Genomic DNA, 23,792 nt, shown 5'->3' on the forward strand with positions numbered 1-23,792 from the left:
GTCTCACAGTGCGGGCAGCCCCTTGCTGATTTCGTCAAAATGCAGAATGGCGGGGTATCGGGTGTCGGTCTTCGGTGGCTGCCGACTGTCCGGTTGCCGCAAGCTGATCAGGTGTTGGATGCCGTAATCATGGGCCGCGTCCAGCACGGGCTCGGAGTCGTCGATAAAGAGGGTTTTGGTGGGATTAAAGGCATGATTTTCCTGAAGCCGCTGCCAGAACACATTGTTTTCCTTGGGAACACCATACTCATGCGAACTGACGACGCGGTCAAACCAGGGGGTCAGCATGACTCGCTCCAGCTTGATCTTCAGCGTCTCTGGATGGGCGTTGGTAATGAGAACGACGTCGCAGTGACTGGCGCTTAGCTGCTTGAGAAACCGTTCGGCCTCGGGCCGCCAGGCGATGCCGTGTGCCAGTGTTCGTTTCAGCTGAGCGACATCAAAACCCAGGGTGGCAGACCAGAAGTCGAGACAGTACCAGTTGAGTCTTCCCGATTCGGCGGCAAAAATAGAGTTTAGTCGGCTTGCCGCTTCCTCGTGGCTGATGTGATGGATTGTTGCGTAGTGCTCAGGAATCGCTCGACCCCAGAAGTCATTGTCGAAGCTCAGATCCAGCAAGGTGCCATCCATATCGAGCAGAACGGTCTCGATGCTGTCCCAGAACACCGCGGATACCGAGCGACAGGGTTCGACTGCTAACGACATACAAGTGGTAACCTCTCAACCATGTTGGACAATAATAGTTACAGCGCCCATCGCCTGGCTGAGCTGGTCAGTGACACAACGGACTTAGCCTCAATCGACGCTTTCGTTGAAAAGGTGTTTGATACGTGCCATCGCGCCGACGAACTGCTGCGATCCTACTATAGCAACCCCGACGCTGTGGATGTGTCGCAGAAGGCGGACGACAGTCCGGTAACGGCGGCCGATCATGCCTCCCATGAGTGTTGGGTGGAGGCATTGGCGGCCTTGACCCCATCGATACCGGTGCTCTCTGAGGAGTCCACCGCTGCAGAACTGGAGCAGCGACGGCAGTGGCAACGTTTATGGGTGCTCGATCCCTTGGATGGGACCAAGGAGTTTATTGCCAGAACCGGTGAGTTCACGATCAATCTGGCCCTGGTCGACGAGGAGCGCCCTGTGCTGGGGCTGATTTCAGTACCCATGCAGCGCTTGTGGTATCTCGGTATCCCGGGTGTTGGCGCCTGGCGGTTCCGATCGGCGGAGGGCCTTCGCAATCCGACCACCCTGAAGTTGACAGACTTTGGCTCGAATTCGGGAGTTACCTTATTGGCAAGTGCCCGACACCATCCTGGTCGTGTGTCGCTGATGATGACCCAGCTGGAGCCCCTCGGTACCCCAGTCAGCCGGGAAAACGCCGGCAGCGCATTGAAGTTTTGCCGTATGCTCGACGGAGACGGCGATGTCTACCCAAGGACCTCGCCCTGCTATGAATGGGATGTTGCTGCCGGTGACGCGCTGGTCTCGGCGGCGGGGGGGGCGGTCACCACCTATGCGGGTGAACCACTGCGTTACAACTGTCGCGATACGTTGTTGGTCGATGACTTTATCGCCGTGGCGGACCCTACAGTCGACTATCTTTCTGTGTTGGCCGATGAGCACGGCAACCGGCTTGTCAGCCCGAAGTCCGGAGAGTAGATTGCGGACTGACTTCAGGGAAATTGGTCATGAGTGACATCGAGCCAAATAACGACAGGCGTGCTGCCAATGAGCCGATGACACCCGGGATGCGCCTGACGAGTCTCCAATCCCGTCACAAGGCACTGGACATCAAGATTATTGAGATCCAGTCCCATCCCTACCAGAATCAGCTGCTGATCCAGCGTCTAAAAAAAGAAAAATTAAAGCTCAAGGATGAGATCGAGCGGCTCAAGGATGAAATGATTCCGGACCTAAACGCCTAAACGCCTAAACGCCTAAACGCCTAAACGCCTAAACGCCTAAACGCCTAAACGCCTAAACGCCTGAATCCTGCTCCAGTTCCAATAACCATTGCTTTCGATCCAGCCCCCCTGAGAAACCGGTTAGCTTGCCATTGCTGCCCACTACCCGGTGGCAGGGAATCATAATCGGGATAGGGTTTTTCGCAATCGCAAGGCCCACGGCCCGCGCTGCATTGACACGTCCGATCTGAGCCGCAATATCGGCGTAGCTGCGAGTCTCTCCGCGCCTGATGGTCAGTAGCGCGGCCCAGACCTCGCGCTGGAAGGGGGTGCCCTCGGGCTGCAGTGGTACTTCAAACGCAATGGGTTTTCCCGAGAAATACCGGGCCAGCTCGCGCAGTGCCTGAGGGAGGCAGTGGTCTTCGGGGTAGGTCGTGTTGCGAAGAATTCGGTCTGGATCGGGCCAGTGGATGGCAATAACGCTTTCATCCGTGGCTTCGATCACGAGGGGGCCCAGCGGCGTCTCGAGTGAACTTGAGTTTGTGGGGCTCAAGCGGTCGTCTCTGCAGATCCGTTGATCAATTCGGAAGCATGCGCCGCGAAACCGGCCCCCGCTTGTCCGTAGAGGTTGAATGCCGAAATGCCGTGTTCGGACATTTCGACCTCATGGTCTGCGTAGCGCACCACCGCGGCGAGCTCGCCACTGTAGTTAAGGGAGCGCAGCAATCCTGCCACCAGCATGTTTTCGGGGTGGTTGGTGAGTGCGAGCATGACAAGTTGGACATTATTTATATCAATACGTTGCCAGAAATCAGGATCAGACGCGTCAGCACGTATCACGCGCCTGTTTTCCGACTTGTGAACGGCTACCTGGGCGGCTCCGCTCTCGACACCGAGTACCGAAGGGCCAAACCTGGGTGCCAACGATTCGTAGGCACCGGTACCTACGCGGCCCATGCCGAGAATGATGATGCGGGTATCACTGATGGGCTCCATACTTGCCATCAGCTCGTCTGACTGAAACCGGAATAATCGATCGCGGTAGGTCTGGTAAAAACGATGGCTTGCGGTTGAGAGCGGTGCAGCGACGACAAAACTGACAGCAATGGCGATGGAAATTGCGCCGCTCCACTGTGGATCAACCCAGCCCACGGTGGCCGCTACAGCGACCACAATCAATCCGAACTCGCTGTAATTGGCCAGCGAGCCCGATGCCAGTACTGCGACGCGAGCGCTGGTGTGAAAGCGTGTCATCAGCAGGAAATACAGCAGCGGCTTGAGCGTGGCCAACAATCCCAGAATAACGGCAATAAAGATCAGGGTAGTCGATGGCCAGCCGGCGAGGCCGATACTGAGAAAAAAGCCGACCAGGAACAAATCCTTGAACTGAATCAGATTTTTGGCCATGTCCTTCGCTTTTGGGTGGCCGGCGAGGATGGCACCGAACAGCAGTGCACCCAGGTCTCCTTTGATACCCACGGCATCCGACAACTGTGCCGCGCCCAGTGCCAGCGCCAGGCCGGAAAGCGTCAGCAGTTCACCGTAACCTGCCACGGACAGTAGCTTCAGTATCAATGGTCTCGCCGGGATAATTAGCAGTAACCAGAGGGCTTCGAGCTGGGGGGCTTTGCTAGTGCTGAAAGCGAGGAAGACGACGGCGACAAGATCCTGAACAATAAGAATGCCGATGGCCAGATTGGCGTGTGCAGAGGTCGACTCTCCCCGTTCCTGCAGTGTTTGGATCACAAATACCGTACTGGAGAAGGTGAGGGCGAAAGCGATCACCAAAGCCGCCGTCAATGAGATCTGTAGCCCTGGAATTAGCGCCGACGCGCCGAGTAGGAGGCCGAGCATTACCAAATGGGTCACGGCCATATGTATGACTGTGGTGCCCCAAACCTTGGTTTGCAGCAATTTCCTCGCATCCAGTTTGAGGCCGATAGTGAAGAGCATCAGGGTGATGCCCACATCGGCCAAATGCTCGAGCAGGGCCCCCGATTCGAGGCTGAACTCGTGGAGTACAAAACCGGCAGCCAGATATCCCACCAGAGCGGGTAGGCCTGCGGCCCGACTCAGCATGCCGCAAAGCAGGGCAGTGACAATAATGAGCGGATCCAGACCTAGCAACGTTATCCCTCGCGAATCGTGATGTCATTGCGTAAAAGTGCAATCAATACGGACGCCAGTAAACACAGCTCAACTCCTGTTGCCAAGTCAAATTGCAGGGAAAGCGCATCAATCAGAGCCGTGCAGCAAAATAATGAGGTTGCCACCAGACTCAATCTCGAGGTGCCCATTAATCCCAGGAAAAGAAGTATGAACACCACCCCGCGGCCAGCCCCCAGAAGGGTTGGTGTTGCAAGTGGCTCAAACCAGAGTGCCCCAATATGAAGGCCCCCGGCGAGCAGAGCGAATAATGTGGCGGCGGTTCGAGCCTTTCTCGACATCGATTGAGAATTTCCTTTTACAGCGCGCGTCGAATGAGTGTGGCTCATAATGAGGAGCGGGTGGTATACACTCGTTAAAATTTAAAAGCGGTTGTCGCCATTGCAACTGTATCTATTTTGGTCTGCCCCGAACATCAGCCTATGTCGTCCGTGCCTATAAAGCCATTGTCATTACTGGAGTCCTTAAGTAGTGGTATCTCTCAGTCTGCAGATGCACTGGCTGATACGCACGGATGTGATGTCAGCTGCATCGACCAGGCTATCGACGCGCTCAAGGCGCAGGGCTTTGATATACGTATCGAGAAGTCTCAGGTCACCCTCGTCGCTCCACTAGAGTTGCTCTCGGCCCAAACTATCCAACGCGAACTCGAGCAGCGCTATTCACTGTCACTGGGTATCGAGGTTGTACCCGAGGTCGGTAGTACCAACGAAGTGCTCCTGCGACGAGCGTTTATGGCGGACGATCCCTTGACAATACATGGCAAGGTTTTTCTCGCCGAACAACAGCTGGGAGGGCGAGGTCGCCGCGGCCGTAGTTGGGTAAGCCCGATGGCGCAAAATCTTTATTTATCCATAGGCTGGTGTTTTGATGCCGGGGTCGAAGCGATGGCCGGTCTCAGCCTGGCCGTCGGTGTGGCGGTGGCTGGCGGTATCAGGGAGTGTTGCGGTGTCGATGTATCACTGAAATGGCCCAATGACGTGTACCTCGCCGGTCATAAGGTGGGCGGGGTACTGATAGAAACGGCGGGGGACGCCTCAGGTCCTTGCGCAGCCGTTATCGGTATCGGTATTAATGTTGCGATGCGAGGGGCTTCATCAAACGCAATAACCCAGGACTGGACCGCGCTTGAGCGCCACAGTGAGTTCATCATTTCGCGAATAACCTTGCAGTTTGCGTGTTGTCTCAGCTGACCCGTTGCTGACGGAGTATCCCACTGGGGGGTTTACCCGCTGGCGTGACCCCTGGAGCCAATTGGATTACCTGAGCAATGCCCAGGTTCTGGTATCGGGTGCCATGCAGATACAGGGAGCGGCTTGCGGGGTGGATGAGACCGGTGGCCTCCTGGTGGACACCCACCAGGGGCGAAAGACCGTTTACTCGGGCGATGTTTCGGTGCGGCGTCAATGAGCAGCCCGCCCGTCCTGCTGCTCGATGTGGGCAACTCCACTGTCAAATGGCGGTTTGTCGGTGAAACCGGCGTAAATCGATGTTCGGCGCAGGCGGATGCGCTGATCGAGTCATTGAAACCCGCGCCTGCGCCGTCGGCCATAGTTCTCTCTTCCGTAGCAGGCGAAGCCTTCGATGCTGCCCTGGTAGGGGCTTTGGAGCGCCATTTTTCAATCGCGGTGTACTGTGCACGCAGCGTGGCAAAAGCCTTGGGGATTACCAATGCCTATGCGAAGCCGGAGTCACTGGGCGTTGATCGCTGGATGGCCATGATTGGCGCCGCGCGGGTTGTTGGCTCACCGGTAGTGGTCATCGATGCCGGCTCAGCGATCACTATAGACGTGGTCGCGAGAGACGGGCTCCATATCGGAGGCTTTATTCTCCCCGGTGTTCGTATGATGTGCGAAACTTTGATCGAGCGAACGGGCAAGGTCCGCTACGAACAGCTTCCAGCGCCCTCGACCGCCCCGGGCGACGCGACCGGCGCCTGTGTTGCATCGGGCGCCTGGCTTGCCGCCTGTGCGTCAGTGAACGCGGTTGTTGCGGATTACCCGGAGTATCGGGCGCTGATTACCGGTGGTGACGCCAGGGCCATGATGGCGCTCGGCGTTGTCGCCGAGTTGCGGGAGAACCTTGTGCTCGATGGTCTCGAATATTGGGCGGTCAGTAAAATAGGATAAGTGGCTCAGCCGCCGAGTGCCTCGGTCATTTCCTGAATGGCCGGCCAGTTTTTGTCGCGCAGCTCCGCCGGGGTCTCAGGCTTTAATCGAAGCTGTGGCAAAGCACCGAGATCACCGAGTTCGCCGGCCGAGCTCAATAGGAAGAGCAGCCGGCTTTTAATCAGCCGGTCGGGGTCGCTTACTCTCGCTAACCCCATTCAAACACTGTGCTCAACGCGCCTTGCAAGCCAGTTTGCTGGCGATTGCCTCTCTTCGTATCGCAAGTCCACTCTCAGAACGAGACATCCCACTGCAACCGCACTCGATTCTCAGAATCCCTGACGTTCAGCAAACCATCGTCCACGATGAGGTGAGATGCGTCCAGGGTGAGCTTGTTGCGGTGCCCGTTAAAGAACCAGTTGGCGCCCAGAGTGATTTCTTCACGCTCGTTATAGAACAACCGATCAGACTTATTGGGCTCTTCCACGTAGGCGTACCTTGCAGCCAGCTCAAGGGGTGCTGGGAATGCATCGATCAGGTAGTGCGGGAAGTAGCCGACCTGCATATAGGCGCCGGTGAGATCACTTTGCGTTTTTTCCACGCGATCGGTGATGAATTTTCGGTGCCATTCTTGCTGGAACGAGAAGCCTCGGTATTTAAAGGCAAATTCCTGAACACCTTGTTTGATTCGATACTGGTCAGGTTCGGCGACGGCGGGTTGTAAAAATCCATCGAGGTTACCGCAGCCCGACGATGACCAGCGGGTGCAGGCGCCCTCGTTAGTAAAGCCCGCAATGGCGAATGATCCGGTTGGGTGCTCGGTAAACTCGACGTCGGTCTGACGCCAGGCGAGTTCGCGACCGAGGAAATTCCATTGCAGGCGTCCCATGTAAAGGTGATCCTCGTTGCTGTTTTTGACGCCGCGGCCTTCGCCATTGAATACGCCGGCGTAGTAGTTAAGGTCTGCAGCTGTGCCGTTAAAAAGCCGGCCTCGCAGCTGCAATCCCACCTGGCGGTCGATGGTAAAGACGCGATTGACGATCGAGCGCTCAACAAATTGTTGCCTGCCGGAGGAGTCGACCCGCTCCCGGTTGAGGTCAACTTTCCATTGTCCCAGACGAATGCCACCCCACTCCCACTTGGCAAGGTCGATACGCCAGTCGATGACACGCGCGCCCGATGATATCGCGTCGGCATCGACATCCCGTGCAGGCTGTAAATCGACTTCGAAGTAGTACTTGATCCAGGGCCGAAACCCGTGTCCACCAATCTTCATCCGCAGGCGTCGCGGCTCGAAGCTGGATGTCTTTTCATCAGTAAAATCGTCAAGCTGACGTGGATCCGAGTTGAAAGGGGTGTTGTAGCGAAACTGCGCGCGCCACTGAAGGTTGGTGGCGAAATTGCCGTCCCGGGTCGCAAAGCCAAAGCCTTTAGATCCGTAGTCAGCCACCACAGGCGATTCCTCGGACATGACCCGGGCGATCTCTGCATCCACGGAGCTGCGAATCTTATCGTCCAGCACCTCCTCCTCGACGACAACAACAATCCCTGGCTCGCTGGTTTCGGCGACAGACGTCTCCGCAGGGGTCAATATGTCGTCACTGCTTAACGATGCCTTGCCCAGCAAACGGGCGTGCTGCTCCTCGGTGATAACTCCATTCCCAAGCAGAATGTCCAGCAGCTCTTTGTCTGCTGCGAAGGCGGTAGGTAGATAAAGTGACGCGCAGAGGCTAAGCAGCCAGCCGGCGATCATGCGCCATGGGTGAGTCATCAGCAGGTGTCCGTTTAGAATTTTTCGGCAACCTTAGTTTACGCGGCCCTTTTTTTCTATAGCTGCGAACATCGACAGGGCACTAAGCCGGTTTGTTGGAGCATTTTCCGGGGGAATTTATGGGGGACCGCTTAGGTGTGCTTGGCGGCCGTTTCAACTGTTGGCGATAATCTGTGCCCGGTGCACTACCCCCTCGGCACTATCGGCGATCTGTCCTATCTGTGACAGAAGCTGGTAAAGAAAGATCGCATCCACCGGTGACAGTTTGTCCTCGTGTCGCCGCAGTTTTGCGCGAAGACGGCTCTGCAGGTCGTCGGATTTTCGCTCCAGCTTCTCGACTGCCGCCGACTTGCTGGAAATGGCTTTTATCTGCCGCGGCCCGAATGCTGTCCGGGACAACTCGCGGGTTGCTGAAACCACTTCGACCGCGGCATCGACGCTGGCGACAATGGTGTCAATGTATTTTGCCAGCGCCTTGCTGAGCGCGGATGGAAAGGCCAGTTCTCTGCCAATAGACAGCCCGACTACGTCTTTGGCCCTGTTGGCGATTTTGTCCTGTACCCTGACGAGTTCGAGGATGTCGGGGCGAGACACGGACATCCATATACCTCGAGGCATACTGTTACGGGTATGCCGTTTCAGTTCGTCAGCAAGGCTCTCAAGATCCGCAATTTCGCCCTGTATTTTTTCGGCGAGCTTCCACTTCCCCGCCTGGGCTGCTTCGAAAAATGCGGGTAGTTTGGCCGCGCACTGGGCGCAGGTCTTTACGTGCTCCTCCAGCATTGGCATGGGTGAGCTGCTGATGACCTCGGTTATCGCCGTTTTCACTTCCATTCTTTGGCTCCCTGTTGTTGTGCTCGAAAGTGGAGTGCATTGCCAAGTCAGGACGACGACACTACCGAGCCTCTGGACGCCAAACCACTGAGCCTCCCACCGCTAAACGCGCTCGAGGGGCCTTCAGCCAAACAACGCCCTCAGAATGAAAAAGAATATCACGGATAGCGTTGCACCCGCTGGCAGAGTGACCAGCCACGAGGTCACGATGGCGCCTACCGTCGGCAGATGCACCGCTTCAACGCCCCGCGCCAGACCAACCCCCAGCACAGCGCCCACCAATGTATGGGTGGTGGAAATGGGGAGACCAGTGGCGGAGGCCAGCACCACGGTAGAGGCTGCTGCCAGCTCTGCGGCAAAGCCGCGGCTCGGTGTGAGTTCGGTGATCTTGCGACCCACCGTCTGGATCACCCGCCACCCGTAGGTGGCAAGACCCGCGACAATGCCGACTGCGCCGATGACCAGCACCCACCAGGGCAGCGCCGATTTGGCCATGACCTCGCCGCCGGACTGGGTAATGCTGACGATCGCGGCCAGCGGCCCTACGGCATTGGCTACATCGTTGGATCCGTGGGCAAAGGCCATGGCGCAGGCGGTGAACACCATGAGGATGCCGAATACACGCTCAACGTTTTGCGTACTGTTGATATCACCGGGCAGCACCTTGACGCGGCGCAGCATGAAGGCACCGAATACCGCCACTACCGCGCCCGCCACCAGGGAGAGTAGGGCGGCGTTGGCAAACTTGGAGCCCATGCCGGCGTCGACTTCTATGCCCACATGCTTCAGCCCTTTTAAAAGGGTCACCATGCTGATCATGAAGCCGACCAGCCACATGTAAATCGGTATGTATTTCTGCGCTCGGGCAAACGCATCCTTGTGGTCAAGAATCAGTTGTTTGACCGATATGAACAGGAAAAAGGCAATGGTTCCCGAAAGCAGGGGAGATACCACCCAGCTCGCTGCTATCGTCCCTACTTTGCCCCAGGCAACTGCGTCGACGGAGATGCCCACAGCGGCAAAGCCAACGATGGCACCGACAATGGAGTGGGTCGTGGAGACGGGCCACCCTTGCGCGCTGGCAATGGCGAGCCAGGTCGCCGCAGCGAGCAGCGCCGCCAGCATCCCGTACACCAGGAGCTCCGGGCTTTCGGTCAGCAGTGAGGGGTCGACGATACCCTTGCGGATAGTCGATGTAACCTCTCCGCCGGCCAGGTAAGCACCGAGAAACTCGAATATGGCGGCGACCAGGATTGCCTGCTTGAGCGTGAGCGCCCGCGCGCCGACTGAGGTCCCCATTGCATTGGCTACATCGTTGGCGCCGATACCCCATGCCATGAACAGACCAAAGATGCAGGCAAGAGACAGCAAGAGCATGCCGTGGTTCGAGATGATATCCATAATTATTCGCAAGCTCCTGTCGGATGCTAATCCTCGAGGCGCAATATAGACCGGGAATGTTACAACTGTGTAACAAAGTGGGTGAAAATATGATTCGGCGCCCGTGGCCCGTGGAGTACTTCATTTGTTCAGTCATCCGCGCCCAGGCTGTTGGTACTCCCTCCCTTGGCACCGAGTAAACCACCAAGAGCCACCCTCGCGACGAACCCGGTTGGAAGCGAACTTATTGAAGTCCGGCCGGCCTTTGTCTACACTCCGCACCCCACGCGACGCTGGCGTAGCTCAGTAGGTAGAGCAGCTGATTTGTAATCAGCCGGTCGGGGGTTCGATTCCTCTCGCCAGCTCCATTTCCCCATAGAAGCCCATAAATACACATTAATAATCAGTGTATTAGGGCATGCAGTGACGAAATCCTGCAATAATTCCTGCAACTTTCCTTACGCCCAAAGTCACAATTTAGAGGCGAATCCAGCAACCGAACCACGGGGGTAGGGGGGGTATCCAGTGCTGAAGTTGATCTGGGTGCCGCCGTTTCTCGGGAATTGGCAGTTTTGGTTTCTCGTCTGACAAGGCTGGATTGGAGCTTTTGAGGCCTAGTTCTTGTAGTTACCTTTACCGGGGATAACCTGCCTTACCCCGCCTGTGGGGCCCTCCATGTCTCCGTCGCGTCTGGGTATCAGATGGATATGACAATGAAATACCGTTTGACCTGCAGATGTGCCTGAATTCATCCCCACATTGAAACCAGTGATGGAGGGATCCTGAGTCTCTAACGCGGTTTTTCGTTGCTTTAACAGCTGATTTGCTGCATTGGCCTTTCAAAAGCATCTTAGCTGCGATTATGTAGGGGTCGTTCCTCAAGGAGGCGTCTGCCGGTGCGCGGAGACTAAAAAGACATCTATGAGTATTCAAGACGGCGAAAGCACGGTGGTATCCACAGAAGACCTATGGGAAGCGCTGGAGGCTTTAGACGCCGTTCCTAGTGCTCAAGATGAGGGCTGGTATAAGCGCCTTGAGGAGGCTGCTGATGCTGCTACTCAGGTGGTCGCTATGCGGAAAGGGTGGATTACTCGGCAGTGATAAGTCAGTAACATGAGAACAGCATGATAAGGCCAGCATCGCTATGCTCGCGCCAAACCTGAAGCGAAAACGGCGAGGATAAAATAGTAAAATTGAATATTGACGCTATTTCTAAACAGTCTAGTTATCTAGATGACTTGCAGGCTTGCATTGACATCGCACGAAATGCGCATTTTTTGTCCCATGAATCGGTAGCTATTGAATTTCCTGTTGTAAGTTGGGCGGCTTTGCAAGAGAGTCTGGCATTCACGAAAGAGTTTCATCGATCTATCTACATATTCAACGTTGAAAATGCTTCGGCCTCCATCAGTAAAGCGTTTTCAGCCTATAAAGATACCAAGGAAAGAGCTTGCCCGAAGTTAAACGCATATGTGTCTAAGGCTCTTTATGTGGGATCCTCCACTACGGGTATTAGAAACAGATTGAAGCAGCATTTTGGTTTCGGTCCGAAGAGCACCTACGCTCTACATTTGAATCACTGGTTTGAGGGTGATCTCTCATTAGATATTTTCGATTATGGCGATCTCGATCCTTCGGTGTTGCAACTTGTTGAGGATTCAATTTCGACGGCATTAAAACCGATGTTTGGTAAGCAGGGTGGAAACAACAAATAGTGGGTTTGCGCTCGCTAACTTGGGGCATATCCACCTTCAACTTAGCCAACCCACTTGTACCCGTGATCTTCCTTTCGCTTTCCGCCATCTGTTCATACAGCCAATCAATATCCCTGCGACGCCCATCGAGTAATGCTTGGAAGTTTGGTGTTTTTCCGAGGGTTGTGAGAAATTGCCCAAGGTTCAAGATCTCCCCCCTTTTTTAGCATTACCTATCTCTGTAATGATGCTTGATCAGCCGTAAACTCAAGCAGGTGAAATCCATTGAAGCATTTAAAAGTTTTCCAGTTTGGACTGACAGCGGCTCTTATCCTAGCTGCTCAATTTACCCATGCCTGTCAATTTGATACCGATTGCGCTGTGGGCAGCTCATGCAAAAAAGGAAGCTATGATATGAGTGGCGTTTGCGTTGGCGGATTAAACCCCGGGAATGCGAACGATAGAAATCCCGTCTATGACCCCTTGGACCTTAACAAAGGATCTTACGGGTCAGGGTCTCGGGGGGACGCAAGAGGACTGAATAAGGATGAGGACGGGACCTATGGCGATACGTGCTCCTTTGATGTTGACTGTGGCCCGGGAAAGAAATGCGTTAAGAGTGGTTACAGCATCTCTGGAACTTGTATGTGATTTTCGTTGTTACTGATAGTGGTGAACCCCGATCTACTTCACGGCACCCAGAAAATGTTGCTTTGTTTGATAATGAATACAAATCTGAAAAAGTTTTTAAGATGTTCATTACCAAAGTGGATTTGGTATGTGGTTTTCGCTCTTGGGATGGTTGGAGTGACCTCCGCTCAGGAAGGCGATGACCGTAGCTGGCGGCACGAAGCTCGGATGGGAAAGCACTTCTACTACGCCCACGGCTCAGTAGTCTTCGGTCATGAGTTCGGCTTCTTCAAATCAGGGGAAAGCTGTGAATTAGACATCATTTGGGTCTCTATCAGCTCATCCGAGTCGACTGTTTCCCAGTTTAGGGGTGAGGAGGTCAGTGTGTCCCTCACGGTATCTGGGGAAGGTCAGGAAGCCGAATTCAACGCAGATCTCTCCGTGGTAGCCGTGGAATCATTAGGCTTCATGAAGATCATATTAATGACAAACGATGAGGCCAGCCCGTCGTTAATATCAGCTCTTTCTGATGGTGAGGTGGTCACCGTTCAAGTGGAGGCGGCTGGGCCCCTCGCGAAACAACTGGATATCCTTTACGACTATCACTCATTAGAGGGTTTTGAAGGCGCTAGGGAGCTGGCTACGGCGCTATGCCTGAGCGAAAAACGCGAGTCTAAACATGAGTCGCGATCTGGATAACGACCTTTTCTCCAGATTAACGGAGAGGTGTTGGATATCCGCACAAGAAACATGATAAAAATGCATGAGTGAATCTAACTCGATACAAGCTGCTCAGCCTGATTTCTAAGTGCCAGTTTCCTCTCATACGGTGCGAAAGCATTTGCACATCGCTATAGCGTTGGATTGCTAGAGTTAGAGGAAAAGCAGGTCACAACTACAGGTCTTCGAATGCGATCTGGCTGTTGGGAGTTAAAGTGATTTGAAAAATAAAGCTGCTTATACACTTAGGTTGTATGTCTATTTGGTCTTTTTTAGTACGGCCTTGATCGGTTGTTCCGATACGCCGGCGAAGATCTCCCCATACGGTATGGAAGCGCAGCGTTTAGGTGAGTTAAAGCTAGGAGCGCTGTGCGATCTTTTGGATACATGGGATACATGGGATTGGAGTCAAATATGGGAAGAGTTGGATAGCAGAGGTGTGCCTCGAAGATATTGTGTAGATCCGGGAGTTCGTCGCGTGGTTGACTTTGCTTACGCTTTAAAAACACACGATAAAAATCAGAGCCTCTCGCAGCTATCTGACAGTTATTTGTGTGCCGCGCGACAAATGCTCGCTCGTGAGGATAAGTTCGGTTCAGAGGAAAAGAAAATATTAGACAGCCAGATGCAGAAGCGGCAGTTATCACCTGCCTCATGTGAGAGGGCGATTTCAGTCGCCGCGCAGGAATTGTGTGAAAGCTATCGAGTCCCTGAGTCGGATTGGACTTTTGACGAAATTGAGTCAGCAAAACGAATGAACTCCGATGTTCTAACACAGATTGGTGCGTTAGGTTTGGAGCCCTATCGCTATTGTGAAACGATAAGTATGGCTAAGTTAAAAGAGGAGAAATTGCGGGAGGCCGAAAGGCTCGAAGAGGAGAAATTGCGGGAGGCCGAAAGGCTTGCGGACGAGTTAGAGGATAAAAGAGCGCGACTGGCTGCACTAACCAGACAAAGGCAGTTCAACATAGATCGGTTGAGAATTACCACTGTTACTTATCTAGGTAATGAGACCTGCTCTGAGGGTGCTGATCATACAATTCTCCTGGAGGGGGTTATCGGTCCTGACAGCAGTTTTGCAATGAGCCAGCTTTTGGAAGAGATGCGGCCATGTAAGGATTCTGGCGGAAAGACCATCTTGCCAGTGAAAGTGAAGCTTCATTCTGGCGGTGGCTTGCTCGACCATGGTTATGCGCTAGGCCATTCGCTCAGAAGGTTTCGAGCCCACACATTAGTCGAAAACGGGAAGGTGTGTGCTTCATCTTGTGCAGTGGCTTTTTTAGGCGGTTTGGAAAGGAGCTTGGAAGACAATGCTTCTCTGCTATTCCATGCACCATATTTTGATAGGAAAAATGAGTACGGAAAAATAGATCCGGATTGTAAAGTAGGTAAGGATGCGCTTAATGAGCTAGGCCAATATTATCGAGATATGACTACCCCAGAGGAGGGCGACCGTCTCTTGGATCGGACCCTTTGGTATTGTAGTGCGGATGATGGGTGGGTGATTACTGGCAATGATGCTGCTAGATTATTCGGCATAGCATCTTCTGAGTAATCGAAAGCAGATCTTACTGAGCTAGCACTCACTCGGCTTCTAGACGCACTTCCGCAACTTATTGTTACAAAGCCAATGTGGTGGCTGTTTAGAAGATTTGGTCGGAGGCGCCTGTTAGTCTGGCTTGTGTCGTTTTGAAGTATCAAGTCCTGTTTTTTGATCCATGGATCGTAGAATCGGAGCGGTTCAAAACGTCTATTTGTGATTCCTTATTGATACTATTCGTTGGTGAAACCACGGCTGATTAGAGGAGCAGAAATGTCTCTAGCTAAGTTATTGCCCCTGTCTGCATTCATTATGGCATTGCTGACTCTCTATCTTACATATGTATCAAAGGAAAAGCTTTCCTCTAGTCTACGAAAGGCCAAAGCAGAGGAAGAGAAGTTCCGCCGACACTTCGATTGTTTATGCGATGCTTTGATGGATCCTGATAGGAAGAGCAAGCTAGATAAGCGAATAGATAGACATCGAGCAGCGAATACCGATCTTCGCAAGTCATTATTTCAAGTTAAGCCGTAATTAGTGAGTTGTACTCCTTCGCTATTCTGCGCTATCGCTATCGCTATCGCTATGGATGCGATGCTGCAGCTTGACTAAGACACCTCTACTTAAGGCTGGTCCTTTTTACAATTGATGGGCCCGCTTATTCTGTATTTTCGTGTGTTGCTGCAATTTGGATTCAGCGTGCGATATGGAATAAGGAAGAGAAGCTGATTCGATCAAAGTCGTTGCAAAAAATAAATCCGAAATCATCCTTTGAGAATATTGGGTGACGCATGAAGGACGTTGATCGTATCACTAGAGTGATGGCAGCTAACCGGATGGCCATTCCCAGTCGGAGTATTTGGTATAGGCTTCAGCAATCTGATTATGTGCATCTGAGTTCAGGACCTTCTGGGAGTTTGGGTAAATTCGTTCTCTAGATCCCTTTGAGGTATAAGTCTCGAAAGGGTTTTCTATGGGGACGTTTAGATCGGTAATCGCTCGATAGTCATTATTCCCAGGGGTTTTTAGCCAAGAGAGCAGTATTACATTTGCTCCGGCGGCTTCAAAGAACGCGCGAGCAGCCTCCAAAGAAAAGCCCTCCGTACATATGTCGTCAATGACCAGCACCGTTCGGCCTGTTAGTGACGGTGGATTTTTATATTTCTGTTTCTTTGGCCCGGTTCTTGTCGGGTGCGGATTGAGCTTGATGGTATTGAGTTGGTTATTGATGTCTGGCTTTGTATTTCCGCCATTTCGTAGTGTTTGCGACTTAGGCGCGTCAGTATGCCTCTCGATGAAATCTACAAGGTATTTTGCTCTGAGTGACCCGGACACTATTGCAATCATGTCCATAAGCGCAGACTTCTCTGAAGTTGTGCTGTGTCCCGGGTAGGGAGCCACATAGTCTAGATCAACTCCAATTCCTGACAGGTGCAATCGTGCTGCCATCAACAGTCCCCAAAAGCGGAGATTACCGCCATTAGATTTAACTGCCTGCTTGGCGTCCGCAGAATAAATCACCCCTTGGGGGTAAGCTTTTGAGTGTTCTGCGAGGGGGGCTATCGAGTACATTCGCAGGCCGTTATCCTCTATCCCCCAGAACCATTCTCCTGGTGTGAGGCAGCAGCAATCTATGAAGCTGGCGACCTCTTTTGGTGAGGAGAATTCAAAACCGTAATGGGAATAATCGCCATGCCATTTCGCATTTAGAAGGGGAAAGCCTCCATTACTGGCCGCCTGAACGTCTTCGGGTGTACTGCCTATGTAAAATACCTCTGATTTTTTCCACCCTTGTTCTTTTAAAATATGACCCATTGCATTTTTGGTTTGCTTGGGTTCAATTTCGCGGCCTCCTTGGTAGTAAGGAATATCTTGTCCAAGGATTTCCGATAAAAACCCATGAAATGCTGTTTTTGTGTCGTCGCTCTGAGTGATGACCCAAGAAGAATTTGTGACGAGAACCGGCTGAACACTTTGAGACAGCAAAAAGCGCAATAGCTTGATGGATTGATCCAGAAGATCAGGATCTACGGTGCCTTCGCGAACCAAGACGCCGCGCAGAGAGAATATTACCCCCTTTAATTTCTGCAACTTATCTCTCCAAATCTAAAGATTAAATGACGATTAGCTATCAACTGGCTTAGGAATCAGTGCCGTAATAAATTGGGTGTGTTCTGCTGGCAAAATGAAAAAATCTGACTTTCGACTATATTCCGTAGGGATCCAGCTAAAGTCTTTCTGCGTGGGAGTTCTGCAGAAGATCATTGGCCGATGCATTTCCCTTGCGAATTTGACAGTGTGTGCTGTTCCACTTTTTATCTGCCACTCAATCGGAAAAATTATGTCGCCGAGTGCTGCTTGCAGCCGATTTCGCCTTACAAAGTTTTTTGCACTGAAAGTATCGCGAGGAAGATATTCGGTTACTAAGGCGCCGCCGTTCTCCAAGATGCGGCCTCTCAGCTCCTGCGAACCTTTTGGATAATCGGAAAGTATTCCAGTGCCTAAGACTGCAACTGTTGGAAGATGTGCTGAGATGCTCGCCCGATGGACGATTTGATCAATACCTTCTGCGAGTCCACTTATCGTCGTTAATTTCAGATCTTGCAAACATAGTCCAAAATAGTTGGCTAGCCATTTTCCCTCTGCCGATGGTTTTCGGGAGCCAACTGCTGTCACGGAAAATCCTATGAGTGCCTCAGAGGCGCCTTCTATGAAGATCCATTGAGGCATATCGTTTAGGTCATGTAGCTTTTTTGGAAACCTATCTTCGCCTGGCAGGATTATGGATATCTGCCGGTTTTGCAGATAATCGAAGTTCCTTTTAGCGAGATCTAATGCGTCATTGATGGAGCGGCTAGAAGCTAAGTATTCTTTGATCTTTGAGTAGGTGGCGTTTGAAGAGATGTGCGGCTTATAGTGCTGCCCGGCGTCGGATTGGAAAAAGGTAGTAAATGGAATCTGATCTAGAGAAATTTTCTTAATAGTTTCGAAGCCAACGCCCCTTATCTCGCTTAGGGCCAGTAGCGCAAGTTTCTCCGATCGGATTTCTTCTGTGTCATTTTGCACTTAAAGGCATGCCCAGTATCATCAAGGTAGCGGAGTCTCGTTCTTCATCGGGAACAGCTCTGATTCACTTCTCCTGATCGCTTTTGAACCAGCCGGCTGTTGTAGGACAAAACCGTGCCCAACCACTCGCAAATCGGCCATCACGGGTTTGGGTAAGGCAAGCCGATAACCAGTTTTTGACTTGCGGTTTCCGTTTTTTTTAGGTGTCGCAGCGGCGGTTGCTTAGTAGCTGCACACATTACATCGAGCCTTATCTTATTTTCAACTGTAGGTGTTGGCAGCCTGGATTTGTTTTGCGTGAAGGTATTAATTAGCTTTATTGCGTCATCGACAGTGGGAAGATTAGGTATTAGTAAGGGCTTCTTTATCTCTCAATACTTGTCTGAATATGCATCACCTATCTCGTATGTATGGAGCCTCAGACTTATATACTTACAGCTTCTAGGCTAATTTATCCCCCTGTTTATCCATCTTCCTACTTACTTCGCCCTGACTTGAGGTGTCCTTTGTCTTTTATACCCTCGTTACCTTCTGTTGATCTAACCGGCTCCCCTTTCGCACCCCTGTCAGGCCTCCCTTTCCAGCAACCTGACTTCTCTGATGCGTCTTGGCTTCGGGCTGTTGGGCTTAAATCCTCTTCCATCTGCTCAGCAGAGTTCGAATCCTTGGTTGATGCTGTCCTTCTCGAAGTGAACCCTTATCGTGATAGGGCCAAGTACCGGAGGCATATCGAACTCTTTCTGCTGTGTCTCTCCTGCTCGGCGTTGTTCAATCGCTTCCTCCACGTCAGCCTTAATAAGTCGCTTTACTCCCCCTCTGGCGCGTCTATAAACCCAAAGGCCTCCTTCGCTCTTCGTATCCACACCCTGTCTTTTGATGTGGTTTCTCGTCTGGTGGCGGTTTTCGAGCGCCTTGGTCTCGTCGATGTGCGCAAGGGGTTTCATGATCGCTCAGGTGGTGGCGGTAGCCGTCCTACTCGTTTGTTCCCCACTAAGGAGTTCTTTCCAGTCATCCTTCCGTACAGCGTGTACACCGAGGAGCCGTTCGAGGCCCCTTTCGTCATTGCCAGAGGTGCGTCTAACGATTGGGAGGGGGCTATTCATTCCCATCCTGATGACATCGATAAGCTCTCTTTCATTAATGACTTCCTCGTGGATCATGATTGGGCTTGTAAGGGGCCCATACGCAGGATTTACGGGGCCACGCCTTTCGGGTCTGGAAGGCTCTACACGCCGTTTCAGGGGATTCCAGCACGTCGGGCCCCGGTGAGGATAAATACGCTGATCGATGGTCACCCCTTAGCTGAGGTTGACTTTAGTGCTAGCCAGCTACGTCTTGCTTTAGCCGTTGAAGGAGATATTGACGCCGGGGATGACCCTTATGCGGATGTGGCTTCAATGGCAGGGCTGTCTAGGGATAAGGTGAAGTCGTTTTTTACCGTCTCCTTCGGTGCTTCTTCTAAAAAGGAGGGTTCTTCAGCTCTATATGGGAGTCGTCTGAAGGACAAGGAGATCGATGCTTGCCATGATGCGGCATTAGACCTCTGGCCTGACCTCGATGGTTGGTTGTTCACAGATGCAGGGGTGAAGCTCCAATCATTAGAAGGCAGTATCCTCCTGGATGTTATATATGAGGGAGCCAAGAAAGGTATCGTTGTTCTACCGATCCACGATGCAATTGCTGTTAAGCAGTCTGATGTTCTCTGGGCGGAGGACGCTATGGAGAGGTTCTGGCTGGATCACGCGACGGGTAGCCTAGGGAAGGGGGTTGCAAAGCCGAGGTTGAAAGTTGATATGCCTTGACCAAAAAAAAGGGCTCCGAGGAGCCCCTTGAGATAGCTTTGGAAACTTATTCGTCGATAACGTTTATCTCGATTGAAACGCTGAGAGGTGGCCCGTTAAAGGTCTCCGGCGTCAGAGTAAGCGTCATTTCGTAGGTGTCAGGTTCGTTAACATCGAAAAAGGGGTTTCCGAAGAGCGCATTTTGTGAGCCCTGGAAGAGAACGGCATTGCCATTGCTAACTGGGGTATCGACGTTCAGGCTGAAAGGCAAGGGTATGCCTGAAGCTTCGGATAGCTCTTCCCAGAAATTTGAATCAATAGTCGCGTTGTAATCTGAAAGAGTGGTCCCCTTGGCGACTCCGCGAGCCCCTCGAAGATCTATGTGGAATTCATAATTCCAGATAGCACCTGGGGTTCCGGTAGCTGATTCGCTCTGGCCGGTGACTGACTGATAGATTCCCACCTTCCCGTTTTCGTTGGGATATGCGGGATATGGGCCTTCAAAGCGCTCAGTTGCACGCAGACCTATTTCAATCCCAAGCCGGCGAGCGACCGTGAATTCACCGTTAGGAATGCCACTTCCGCCCACAGGATAGATACCATTAGGGGGGTCGAAGGCAGTAGTAGAATCGAACTCACTGGCATTTACACCTACAAGCACCTCGCCAGGGCCGCTCTTCTTATCGGGTTTTGCGGCTACAGCGCTCGTGAGTAGCAGAGCTGCTATAACGGCCGTGGCCGCCCTTAATGTTGCTTTCATGATCATATGTGACCTCACGTTAGTGTGGATGGGCAGTAAATGCTGCCAAATGGAGTCTGAATAAACAAGTGAAGAATCGGCTGAGTAGCAGAAATTTCTGGGGATGCTGGGAAATTACCGACAGGGACGTAAATGCTCAGTAAGTAGCCACTATCAGCAGAGTTGCCGCAGGCATTCGCAGTGCAAGATTGTCCTTCCCCTAAAAGGCTGAATAAGCACCCCTAAATCGGCTTGTAAAAAAAAGGACTGAGATAAATATCACGAACGCCCTTCCAGCAAGAGGTTGCAGACGAAAAAGGCCATAAAAAACCATTAAATACAATGGGTTATGTGGCTACCGCAGGCTTCCCCGCCACTGCTATTTATGTGCGCTTGCCGAAGTTAGTGGTGTCACGTTTGACGCAGCATCTAGATCTACTAACAAATGCCTGTGGATCTTAAGTGACTCATTCCGGAGATTCTTGAGTACCTCAGAGCTGCTAAGGCCCTCAGCACCATACTCCAGCATAATGTCGCTAACTCCACCTCCGGGGACTTTCCAGCCCGCAATACTTGCAACTGCGAGGAGGTTGGCACTGACAGCTGTACAGTTCGCCCTCAGGGTGTGTCTAAGGCAATGACCGGTAAAGCCATCGACGTCTAGAGCTGCTTTCAGGCGCTTCTTGATGGTTGCAGAGGGCGTTGAATCGGTCACCTTGCGAAGCCAATCAATAGCTTCCTCTATATGATCCGCAATTAGTTCTTCCCCCAAAACAATAGGTACAACCCGCTTCCGTGAGTGGGTCTTGGTTCGGCCTGCATCTCCTCCTCTGAGAATGATGTGCGGGATAGCCGCATTGAGGTGAAGATCTTTTTCTGGATCGATGCGCTGGATTTCTGAAGGCATTGCGCCCGCCTGAAGCATGATCAGGATGCAAGCGCTAATACCGTCATCCCAATCCCGACAGGCTTTCACCAAGCTTCTTTGTTGCTCATGGTCCAATACGGGTTTGGTCTTCCTTGGCTGACGCGGGAGGCTTGGGGGCTCAATGACCCAGCCCAAGCGATACTTTCTCGACCCTCGCTTCAATGCTGCTAAGGGCTCCGCCAAGTTTCTTCTGATACTGCTTGATACTTGTCCTTCTTCCAGCTTCTCCGCAGCGTATGCATCTAATCCTGCATGGATATGGTCGAGGGTGTGCTCGGCAACAAAGGTGTCTCCAGTAATGGCTATAAACCGATCCCAGCAACCTTGAATCCTTTTGCCTTCTCGAGTGCTTATATCGATCGAGCGTTCATCCCGATATTCGTCCCATAGGGTCTGGAGTGTTCGGGGTTTTCTTGAGGCAACGGCTTGAACGGTCTTCCAAGCATGCTCTAGAGCCTTTTCCTCAACGGTCATTGCCGCATCGTCTTTGAGTAGCAGATTGTTTATCTCAGGGAATATCTCGTCCGCATAATCATAAGGGTGTGGTTGCCGCTGCTCTTGATTCGCCTCCTCCTCTTTCGATATCTCTGGGTCAGCCACTCTTGCGAATTGCCCGGGCTTTACTCCTCGTTTCCGAAGAAGTTCCGTTGCCAGTTTGTCGATGTCTGAAGCATCGAAGGCGGAAGGATCAGAGGTCTCTAGCTGCCTACAGTGGAGGTCATAGAGATCATTTGCACGGGCTAGGGCTCTCTGAAGATCGCCTTCGCTGCAACCGGCCTGAAGACCTAACGGAGTGGTAAAGGTTTTCTTGTTGTATAGGCGGTAAAGATGGCTCGGATAGTCCTTCTGGTATCTGAGGGTTTTGCCTGTCTGCTTTACGTATCTAGGGAGCTTCATTGGCCATTCCTGCAACATATCCTGCAATAATAGGCCAATTAAAGCATATAAAGTCTTTAAAAAACAATACTTTAATGGTTAAGTTCGATTCCTCTCGCCAGCTCCATTTCTCATTGGTGCTTACCAGTCACTTATGGCCTCGTAAATTCCTGACTATAACCAGGCTATAAAGCGTGGCTTCAAGCCTGTTCCGGCAATAATCCCTGCGACTCCTGGCCGCTTGCCCATGGTTCGGTTTTGGTATGAATCCAATGCTGAACCCAGGGGGGTGGCGGGTTGTTCGATCACGTGACAGTGAATGGTGCCACCGTTTCCCGGCAACGGGTTGGTGCGCGCCCCACGAAATCCAAGTAGGTGGAGGTGGCTATTCTCGGAACTGCGTTTTTAGGTAGTGCAGCGATCAGCCACTATCGGACCGCTTCCGGTCCGGAGGGTAATCTCCAGCTCTTTCTGGATGCCTAAGCATAGGGGGGTTGGGCATGGCGCTCTGGCCAGAAGAATTGCAAGCTGGTGCGGACAAATTTCCAACGACCCTCTTCTTTGCGATATTCCTCGTCATACAGCGCGAACCATAGTATGGGATTCTCGTCCGCCTTGACGTGAGTGACGATGTCGGTCAGATAGCACTGCCCTCTGGCAGCGGTATCCGAAAGTAGCTCGACATGGTGGTTGGTATTGATATGCAGCGAAGTAAACGGCGCTGCAAGGTCGCCGGAAAACGTGGCCTTATAGTTGTCGAAAATGACCTGCTTGCCTTCCCACGAGCCGTAGGGGCCATATTCGCAGACAGCGTCGTCGGCAAACAGCGTGATCAGCCTGTCAATGTCCCTTGAGTCCATTGCGAGGGAATAGTCGATCCGCAGTTGGCGGATTGCCTCCACCTCAAGCAGTGTTCTCAGTCTTGCAATTTCTTCATCACGAAACGGTGCTGCCATAGTGAGTATCTCCAGGGAGCGAAGCCCTGCCAGTGGCGATATAAGTCGTCTGCATTAAACAACAGTTTGACGCTGACGGGCGAACCCCGGGCCGAGCTGCATTAATATGAAAACTTCCACCTCGCTCGGTAGCCGACAGCCAAAAATTACCGATTCAGCCACGAGCGGTACCTGGGGTATATGCACGCCAAAGCGTCCGGCATCGCCGAAGATGTACGCAAATATGGCACTTTTCAATCATAAAGCAGTTGACATCGTGAGTTGACATCACGAGAATGTGCGCCCTCTTGGAGGGGTTCCCGAGTGGCCAAAGGGATCAGACTGTAAATCTGACGCGCGAGCTTCGGTGGTTCGAATCCACCCCCCTCCACCAAAAAAGGTAAGCAGGACAGTAAGTTACGTAGTCTGTCCATGAGCTCGGCGTAGGTCGAGTGGGTCCCGGCGGTGTCGTAGTCGCGGGTATAGTTCAACGGTAGAACCTCAGCCTTCCAAGCTGATGATGCGGGTTCGATTCCCGCTACCCGCTCCAACGTCAGCACCGTAACAGATGTGCTCATATAGCTCAGTAGGTAGAGCACTTCCTTGGTAAGGAAGAGGTCACCGGTTCAAATCCGGTTATGAGCTCCAAATCAGGCACTTCCTCAAAGTGGATTGCCGTAAAAATTAAAGCGATCGGGCGAGGCCCGATTGGTTATTGAA

The 23,792-nt window shown here is 52.4% G+C and carries 24 protein-coding genes and 4 tRNA genes; 14 read left to right on the forward strand and 14 right to left on the reverse strand.

Going from position 1 to position 23,792, the window contains the following annotated elements; translation table 11 throughout:
* Positions 1–3: 3 nt before the first annotated feature.
* Entirely contained in the window at positions 4–705 is a 702-nt protein-coding gene (gene yrfG, locus NOR51B_RS07810) for a GMP/IMP nucleotidase (RefSeq protein ID WP_009021648.1), read from the reverse strand.
* Between the two features lie 21 nt (positions 706–726).
* Between yrfG and NOR51B_RS07815 the strand changes: the two genes are divergently transcribed.
* Both NOR51B_RS07815 and NOR51B_RS07820 read left to right on the forward strand, forming a co-directional pair.
* Positions 727–1,659 (forward strand): 3'(2'),5'-bisphosphate nucleotidase CysQ family protein, encoded by a 933-nt coding sequence (locus tag NOR51B_RS07815; RefSeq protein ID WP_009019410.1) that lies wholly within the window; start codon positions 727–729, stop codon positions 1,657–1,659.
* A 29-nt stretch (positions 1,660–1,688) separates the two neighbouring features.
* Positions 1,689–1,925, forward strand: a complete 237-nt coding sequence (locus tag NOR51B_RS07820; protein WP_009021141.1) for a YdcH family protein — start codon at positions 1,689–1,691, stop codon at positions 1,923–1,925.
* A gap of 52 nt (positions 1,926–1,977) precedes the next feature.
* Here the strand turns inward: NOR51B_RS07820 and NOR51B_RS15785 are convergent, their stop codons facing one another.
* The 3 genes from NOR51B_RS15785 to NOR51B_RS07835 are packed head-to-tail and all read right to left on the reverse strand — an operon-like array spanning position 1,978 to position 4,351.
* Positions 1,978–2,457 (reverse strand): methylated-DNA--[protein]-cysteine S-methyltransferase, encoded by a 480-nt coding sequence (locus NOR51B_RS15785; protein WP_040481928.1) that lies wholly within the window; start codon positions 2,455–2,457, stop codon positions 1,978–1,980.
* Positions 2,454–4,031 carry a cation:proton antiporter family protein gene (locus NOR51B_RS07830; protein WP_009020513.1) on the reverse strand — a complete coding sequence of 526 codons (1,578 nt, stop codon included), beginning with the start codon at positions 4,029–4,031 and terminating at the stop codon, positions 2,454–2,456. The genes NOR51B_RS15785 and NOR51B_RS07830 overlap by 4 nt, the downstream gene beginning before the upstream one ends.
* A gap of 2 nt (positions 4,032–4,033) precedes the next feature.
* Positions 4,034–4,351 carry a hypothetical protein gene (locus NOR51B_RS07835; RefSeq protein ID WP_040481929.1) on the reverse strand — a complete coding sequence of 106 codons (318 nt, stop codon included), beginning with the start codon at positions 4,349–4,351 and terminating at the stop codon, positions 4,034–4,036.
* 141 nt (positions 4,352–4,492) lie between these two features.
* Between NOR51B_RS07835 and NOR51B_RS14975 the strand changes: the two genes are divergently transcribed.
* The 3 genes from NOR51B_RS14975 to NOR51B_RS07845 all read left to right on the forward strand — a co-directional run bounded on the left by NOR51B_RS14975 (position 4,493) and on the right by NOR51B_RS07845 (position 6,199).
* A complete protein-coding gene (locus tag NOR51B_RS14975; protein WP_009018905.1) occupies positions 4,493–5,263 on the forward strand; it encodes a biotin--[acetyl-CoA-carboxylase] ligase in 771 nt (256 codons plus the stop codon).
* Between the two features lie 61 nt (positions 5,264–5,324).
* Positions 5,325–5,480 carry a hypothetical protein gene (locus NOR51B_RS15220; RefSeq protein WP_081443918.1) on the forward strand — a complete coding sequence of 52 codons (156 nt, stop codon included), beginning with the start codon at positions 5,325–5,327 and terminating at the stop codon, positions 5,478–5,480.
* Entirely contained in the window at positions 5,477–6,199 is a 723-nt protein-coding gene (locus NOR51B_RS07845) for a type III pantothenate kinase (RefSeq protein WP_009018924.1), read from the forward strand. Before NOR51B_RS15220 ends, NOR51B_RS07845 begins: the two co-directional genes overlap by 4 nt.
* A gap of 5 nt (positions 6,200–6,204) precedes the next feature.
* On the opposite strand, the gene NOR51B_RS07850 is transcribed toward NOR51B_RS07845, so the two are convergent.
* The 4 genes from NOR51B_RS07850 to NOR51B_RS07865 form a co-directional block, all read right to left on the reverse strand.
* Complete coding sequence (locus tag NOR51B_RS07850) at positions 6,205–6,396, reverse strand: hypothetical protein (RefSeq protein ID WP_009020504.1); 192 nt, start codon at positions 6,394–6,396, stop codon at positions 6,205–6,207.
* Between the two features lie 74 nt (positions 6,397–6,470).
* Positions 6,471–7,949 carry a porin gene (locus NOR51B_RS07855; RefSeq protein ID WP_154647643.1) on the reverse strand — a complete coding sequence of 493 codons (1,479 nt, stop codon included), beginning with the start codon at positions 7,947–7,949 and terminating at the stop codon, positions 6,471–6,473.
* Between the two features lie 153 nt (positions 7,950–8,102).
* Positions 8,103–8,783: a TIGR00153 family protein gene (locus tag NOR51B_RS07860; protein WP_009021398.1), complete on the reverse strand. Its 681-nt coding sequence runs from the start codon at positions 8,781–8,783 to the stop codon at positions 8,103–8,105.
* Between the two features lie 123 nt (positions 8,784–8,906).
* Positions 8,907–10,184 (reverse strand): inorganic phosphate transporter, encoded by a 1,278-nt coding sequence (locus NOR51B_RS07865; RefSeq protein ID WP_009020891.1) that lies wholly within the window; start codon positions 10,182–10,184, stop codon positions 8,907–8,909.
* Positions 10,185–10,455: 271 nt separating this feature from the next.
* Here NOR51B_RS07865 and NOR51B_RS07870 point away from each other — a divergent pair.
* Positions 10,456–10,531: transfer RNA gene (locus NOR51B_RS07870), tRNA-Thr, on the forward strand.
* A 246-nt stretch (positions 10,532–10,777) separates the two neighbouring features.
* On the opposite strand, the gene NOR51B_RS15790 is transcribed toward NOR51B_RS07870, so the two are convergent.
* The gene (locus tag NOR51B_RS15790; RefSeq protein ID WP_154647767.1) at positions 10,778–10,981 is read right to left on the reverse strand and encodes an HIT family protein; all 204 of its coding nucleotides are present in this window, start codon (positions 10,979–10,981) and stop codon (positions 10,778–10,780) included.
* 103 nt (positions 10,982–11,084) lie between these two features.
* On the opposite strand from NOR51B_RS15790, the gene NOR51B_RS07875 reads away from it, so the two are divergent.
* The 4 genes from NOR51B_RS07875 (at position 11,085) to NOR51B_RS07890 (ending at position 14,762) form a co-directional block, all read left to right on the forward strand.
* Entirely contained in the window at positions 11,085–11,264 is a 180-nt protein-coding gene (locus NOR51B_RS07875; RefSeq protein WP_009020029.1) for a hypothetical protein, read from the forward strand.
* 92 nt (positions 11,265–11,356) lie between these two features.
* On the forward strand, positions 11,357–11,878 hold the full coding sequence (locus NOR51B_RS07880; protein ID WP_050759437.1) for a hypothetical protein: 522 nt from the start codon (positions 11,357–11,359) through the stop codon (positions 11,876–11,878).
* 636 nt (positions 11,879–12,514) lie between these two features.
* Positions 12,515–13,186, forward strand: a complete 672-nt coding sequence (locus NOR51B_RS07885) for a hypothetical protein (RefSeq protein ID WP_230198428.1) — start codon at positions 12,515–12,517, stop codon at positions 13,184–13,186.
* 241 nt (positions 13,187–13,427) lie between these two features.
* Positions 13,428–14,762 (forward strand): hypothetical protein, encoded by a 1,335-nt coding sequence (locus tag NOR51B_RS07890; protein WP_009020781.1) that lies wholly within the window; start codon positions 13,428–13,430, stop codon positions 14,760–14,762.
* A gap of 813 nt (positions 14,763–15,575) precedes the next feature.
* Here the strand turns inward: NOR51B_RS07890 and NOR51B_RS07900 are convergent.
* Both NOR51B_RS07900 and NOR51B_RS07905 read right to left on the reverse strand, forming a co-directional pair.
* Positions 15,576–16,838 (reverse strand): HAD family hydrolase, encoded by a 1,263-nt coding sequence (locus NOR51B_RS07900; protein ID WP_009019841.1) that lies wholly within the window; start codon positions 16,836–16,838, stop codon positions 15,576–15,578.
* Positions 16,839–16,871: 33 nt separating this feature from the next.
* Positions 16,872–17,813, reverse strand: coding sequence for a DNA-processing protein DprA (locus NOR51B_RS07905; protein WP_009021326.1), 942 nt, complete (start codon positions 17,811–17,813; stop codon positions 16,872–16,874).
* A gap of 665 nt (positions 17,814–18,478) precedes the next feature.
* Between NOR51B_RS07905 and NOR51B_RS07910 the strand changes: the two genes are divergently transcribed.
* Entirely contained in the window at positions 18,479–19,615 is a 1,137-nt protein-coding gene (locus NOR51B_RS07910) for a hypothetical protein (RefSeq protein WP_154647644.1), read from the forward strand.
* Positions 19,616–19,661: 46 nt separating this feature from the next.
* Here the strand turns inward: NOR51B_RS07910 and NOR51B_RS07915 are convergent, their stop codons facing one another.
* The 3 genes from NOR51B_RS07915 to NOR51B_RS07925 form a co-directional block, all read right to left on the reverse strand.
* A complete protein-coding gene (locus NOR51B_RS07915) occupies positions 19,662–20,360 on the reverse strand; it encodes a hypothetical protein (RefSeq protein WP_009019111.1) in 699 nt (232 codons plus the stop codon).
* A gap of 352 nt (positions 20,361–20,712) precedes the next feature.
* Entirely contained in the window at positions 20,713–22,158 is a 1,446-nt protein-coding gene (locus NOR51B_RS07920) for a site-specific integrase (RefSeq protein ID WP_040481933.1), read from the reverse strand.
* A 458-nt stretch (positions 22,159–22,616) separates the two neighbouring features.
* Complete coding sequence (locus tag NOR51B_RS07925; RefSeq protein ID WP_009019453.1) at positions 22,617–23,093, reverse strand: nuclear transport factor 2 family protein; 477 nt, start codon at positions 23,091–23,093, stop codon at positions 22,617–22,619.
* Between the two features lie 289 nt (positions 23,094–23,382).
* Here NOR51B_RS07925 and NOR51B_RS07935 point away from each other — a divergent pair.
* The 3 genes from NOR51B_RS07935 to NOR51B_RS07945 all read left to right on the forward strand — a co-directional run bounded on the left by NOR51B_RS07935 (position 23,383) and on the right by NOR51B_RS07945 (position 23,720).
* Positions 23,383–23,466: transfer RNA gene (locus NOR51B_RS07935), tRNA-Tyr, on the forward strand.
* Positions 23,467–23,548: 82 nt separating this feature from the next.
* Positions 23,549–23,622, forward strand: a tRNA-Gly gene (locus NOR51B_RS07940).
* Positions 23,623–23,644: 22 nt separating this feature from the next.
* A tRNA-Thr gene (locus NOR51B_RS07945) sits at positions 23,645–23,720 on the forward strand.
* Positions 23,721–23,792 lie beyond the last annotated feature (72 nt).

This window comes from Luminiphilus syltensis NOR5-1B, from assembly GCF_000158175.1.
In the GTDB taxonomy this organism is placed as follows: domain Bacteria; phylum Pseudomonadota; class Gammaproteobacteria; order Pseudomonadales; family Halieaceae; genus Luminiphilus; species Luminiphilus syltensis.

Excerpts from the sequence above, each read along its gene's own strand:
- yrfG (WP_009021648.1), bottom strand. The coding sequence starts at position 705 with ATGTCGTTAGCAGTCGAACCCTGTCGCTCGGTATCCGCGGTGTTCTGG.
- NOR51B_RS07815 (WP_009019410.1), top strand. The coding sequence starts at position 727 with ATGTTGGACAATAATAGTTACAGCGCCCATCGCCTGGCTGAGCTGGTC.
- NOR51B_RS07820 (WP_009021141.1), top strand. The coding sequence starts at position 1,689 with ATGAGTGACATCGAGCCAAATAACGACAGGCGTGCTGCCAATGAGCCG.
- NOR51B_RS07835 (WP_040481929.1), bottom strand. The coding sequence starts at position 4,351 with ATGTCGAGAAAGGCTCGAACCGCCGCCACATTATTCGCTCTGCTCGCC.
- NOR51B_RS14975 (WP_009018905.1), top strand. The coding sequence starts at position 4,493 with ATGTCGTCCGTGCCTATAAAGCCATTGTCATTACTGGAGTCCTTAAGT.
- NOR51B_RS07845 (WP_009018924.1), top strand. The coding sequence starts at position 5,477 with ATGAGCAGCCCGCCCGTCCTGCTGCTCGATGTGGGCAACTCCACTGTC.
- NOR51B_RS07850 (WP_009020504.1), bottom strand. The coding sequence starts at position 6,396 with ATGGGGTTAGCGAGAGTAAGCGACCCCGACCGGCTGATTAAAAGCCGG.
- NOR51B_RS07855 (WP_154647643.1), bottom strand. The coding sequence starts at position 7,949 with ATGACTCACCCATGGCGCATGATCGCCGGCTGGCTGCTTAGCCTCTGC.
- NOR51B_RS07860 (WP_009021398.1), bottom strand. The coding sequence starts at position 8,783 with ATGGAAGTGAAAACGGCGATAACCGAGGTCATCAGCAGCTCACCCATG.
- NOR51B_RS07865 (WP_009020891.1), bottom strand. The coding sequence starts at position 10,184 with ATGGATATCATCTCGAACCACGGCATGCTCTTGCTGTCTCTTGCCTGC.
- NOR51B_RS07875 (WP_009020029.1), top strand. The coding sequence starts at position 11,085 with ATGAGTATTCAAGACGGCGAAAGCACGGTGGTATCCACAGAAGACCTA.
- NOR51B_RS07915 (WP_009019111.1), bottom strand. The coding sequence starts at position 20,360 with ATGATCATGAAAGCAACATTAAGGGCGGCCACGGCCGTTATAGCAGCT.
- NOR51B_RS07920 (WP_040481933.1), bottom strand. The coding sequence starts at position 22,158 with ATGAAGCTCCCTAGATACGTAAAGCAGACAGGCAAAACCCTCAGATAC.
- NOR51B_RS07925 (WP_009019453.1), bottom strand. The coding sequence starts at position 23,093 with ATGGCAGCACCGTTTCGTGATGAAGAAATTGCAAGACTGAGAACACTG.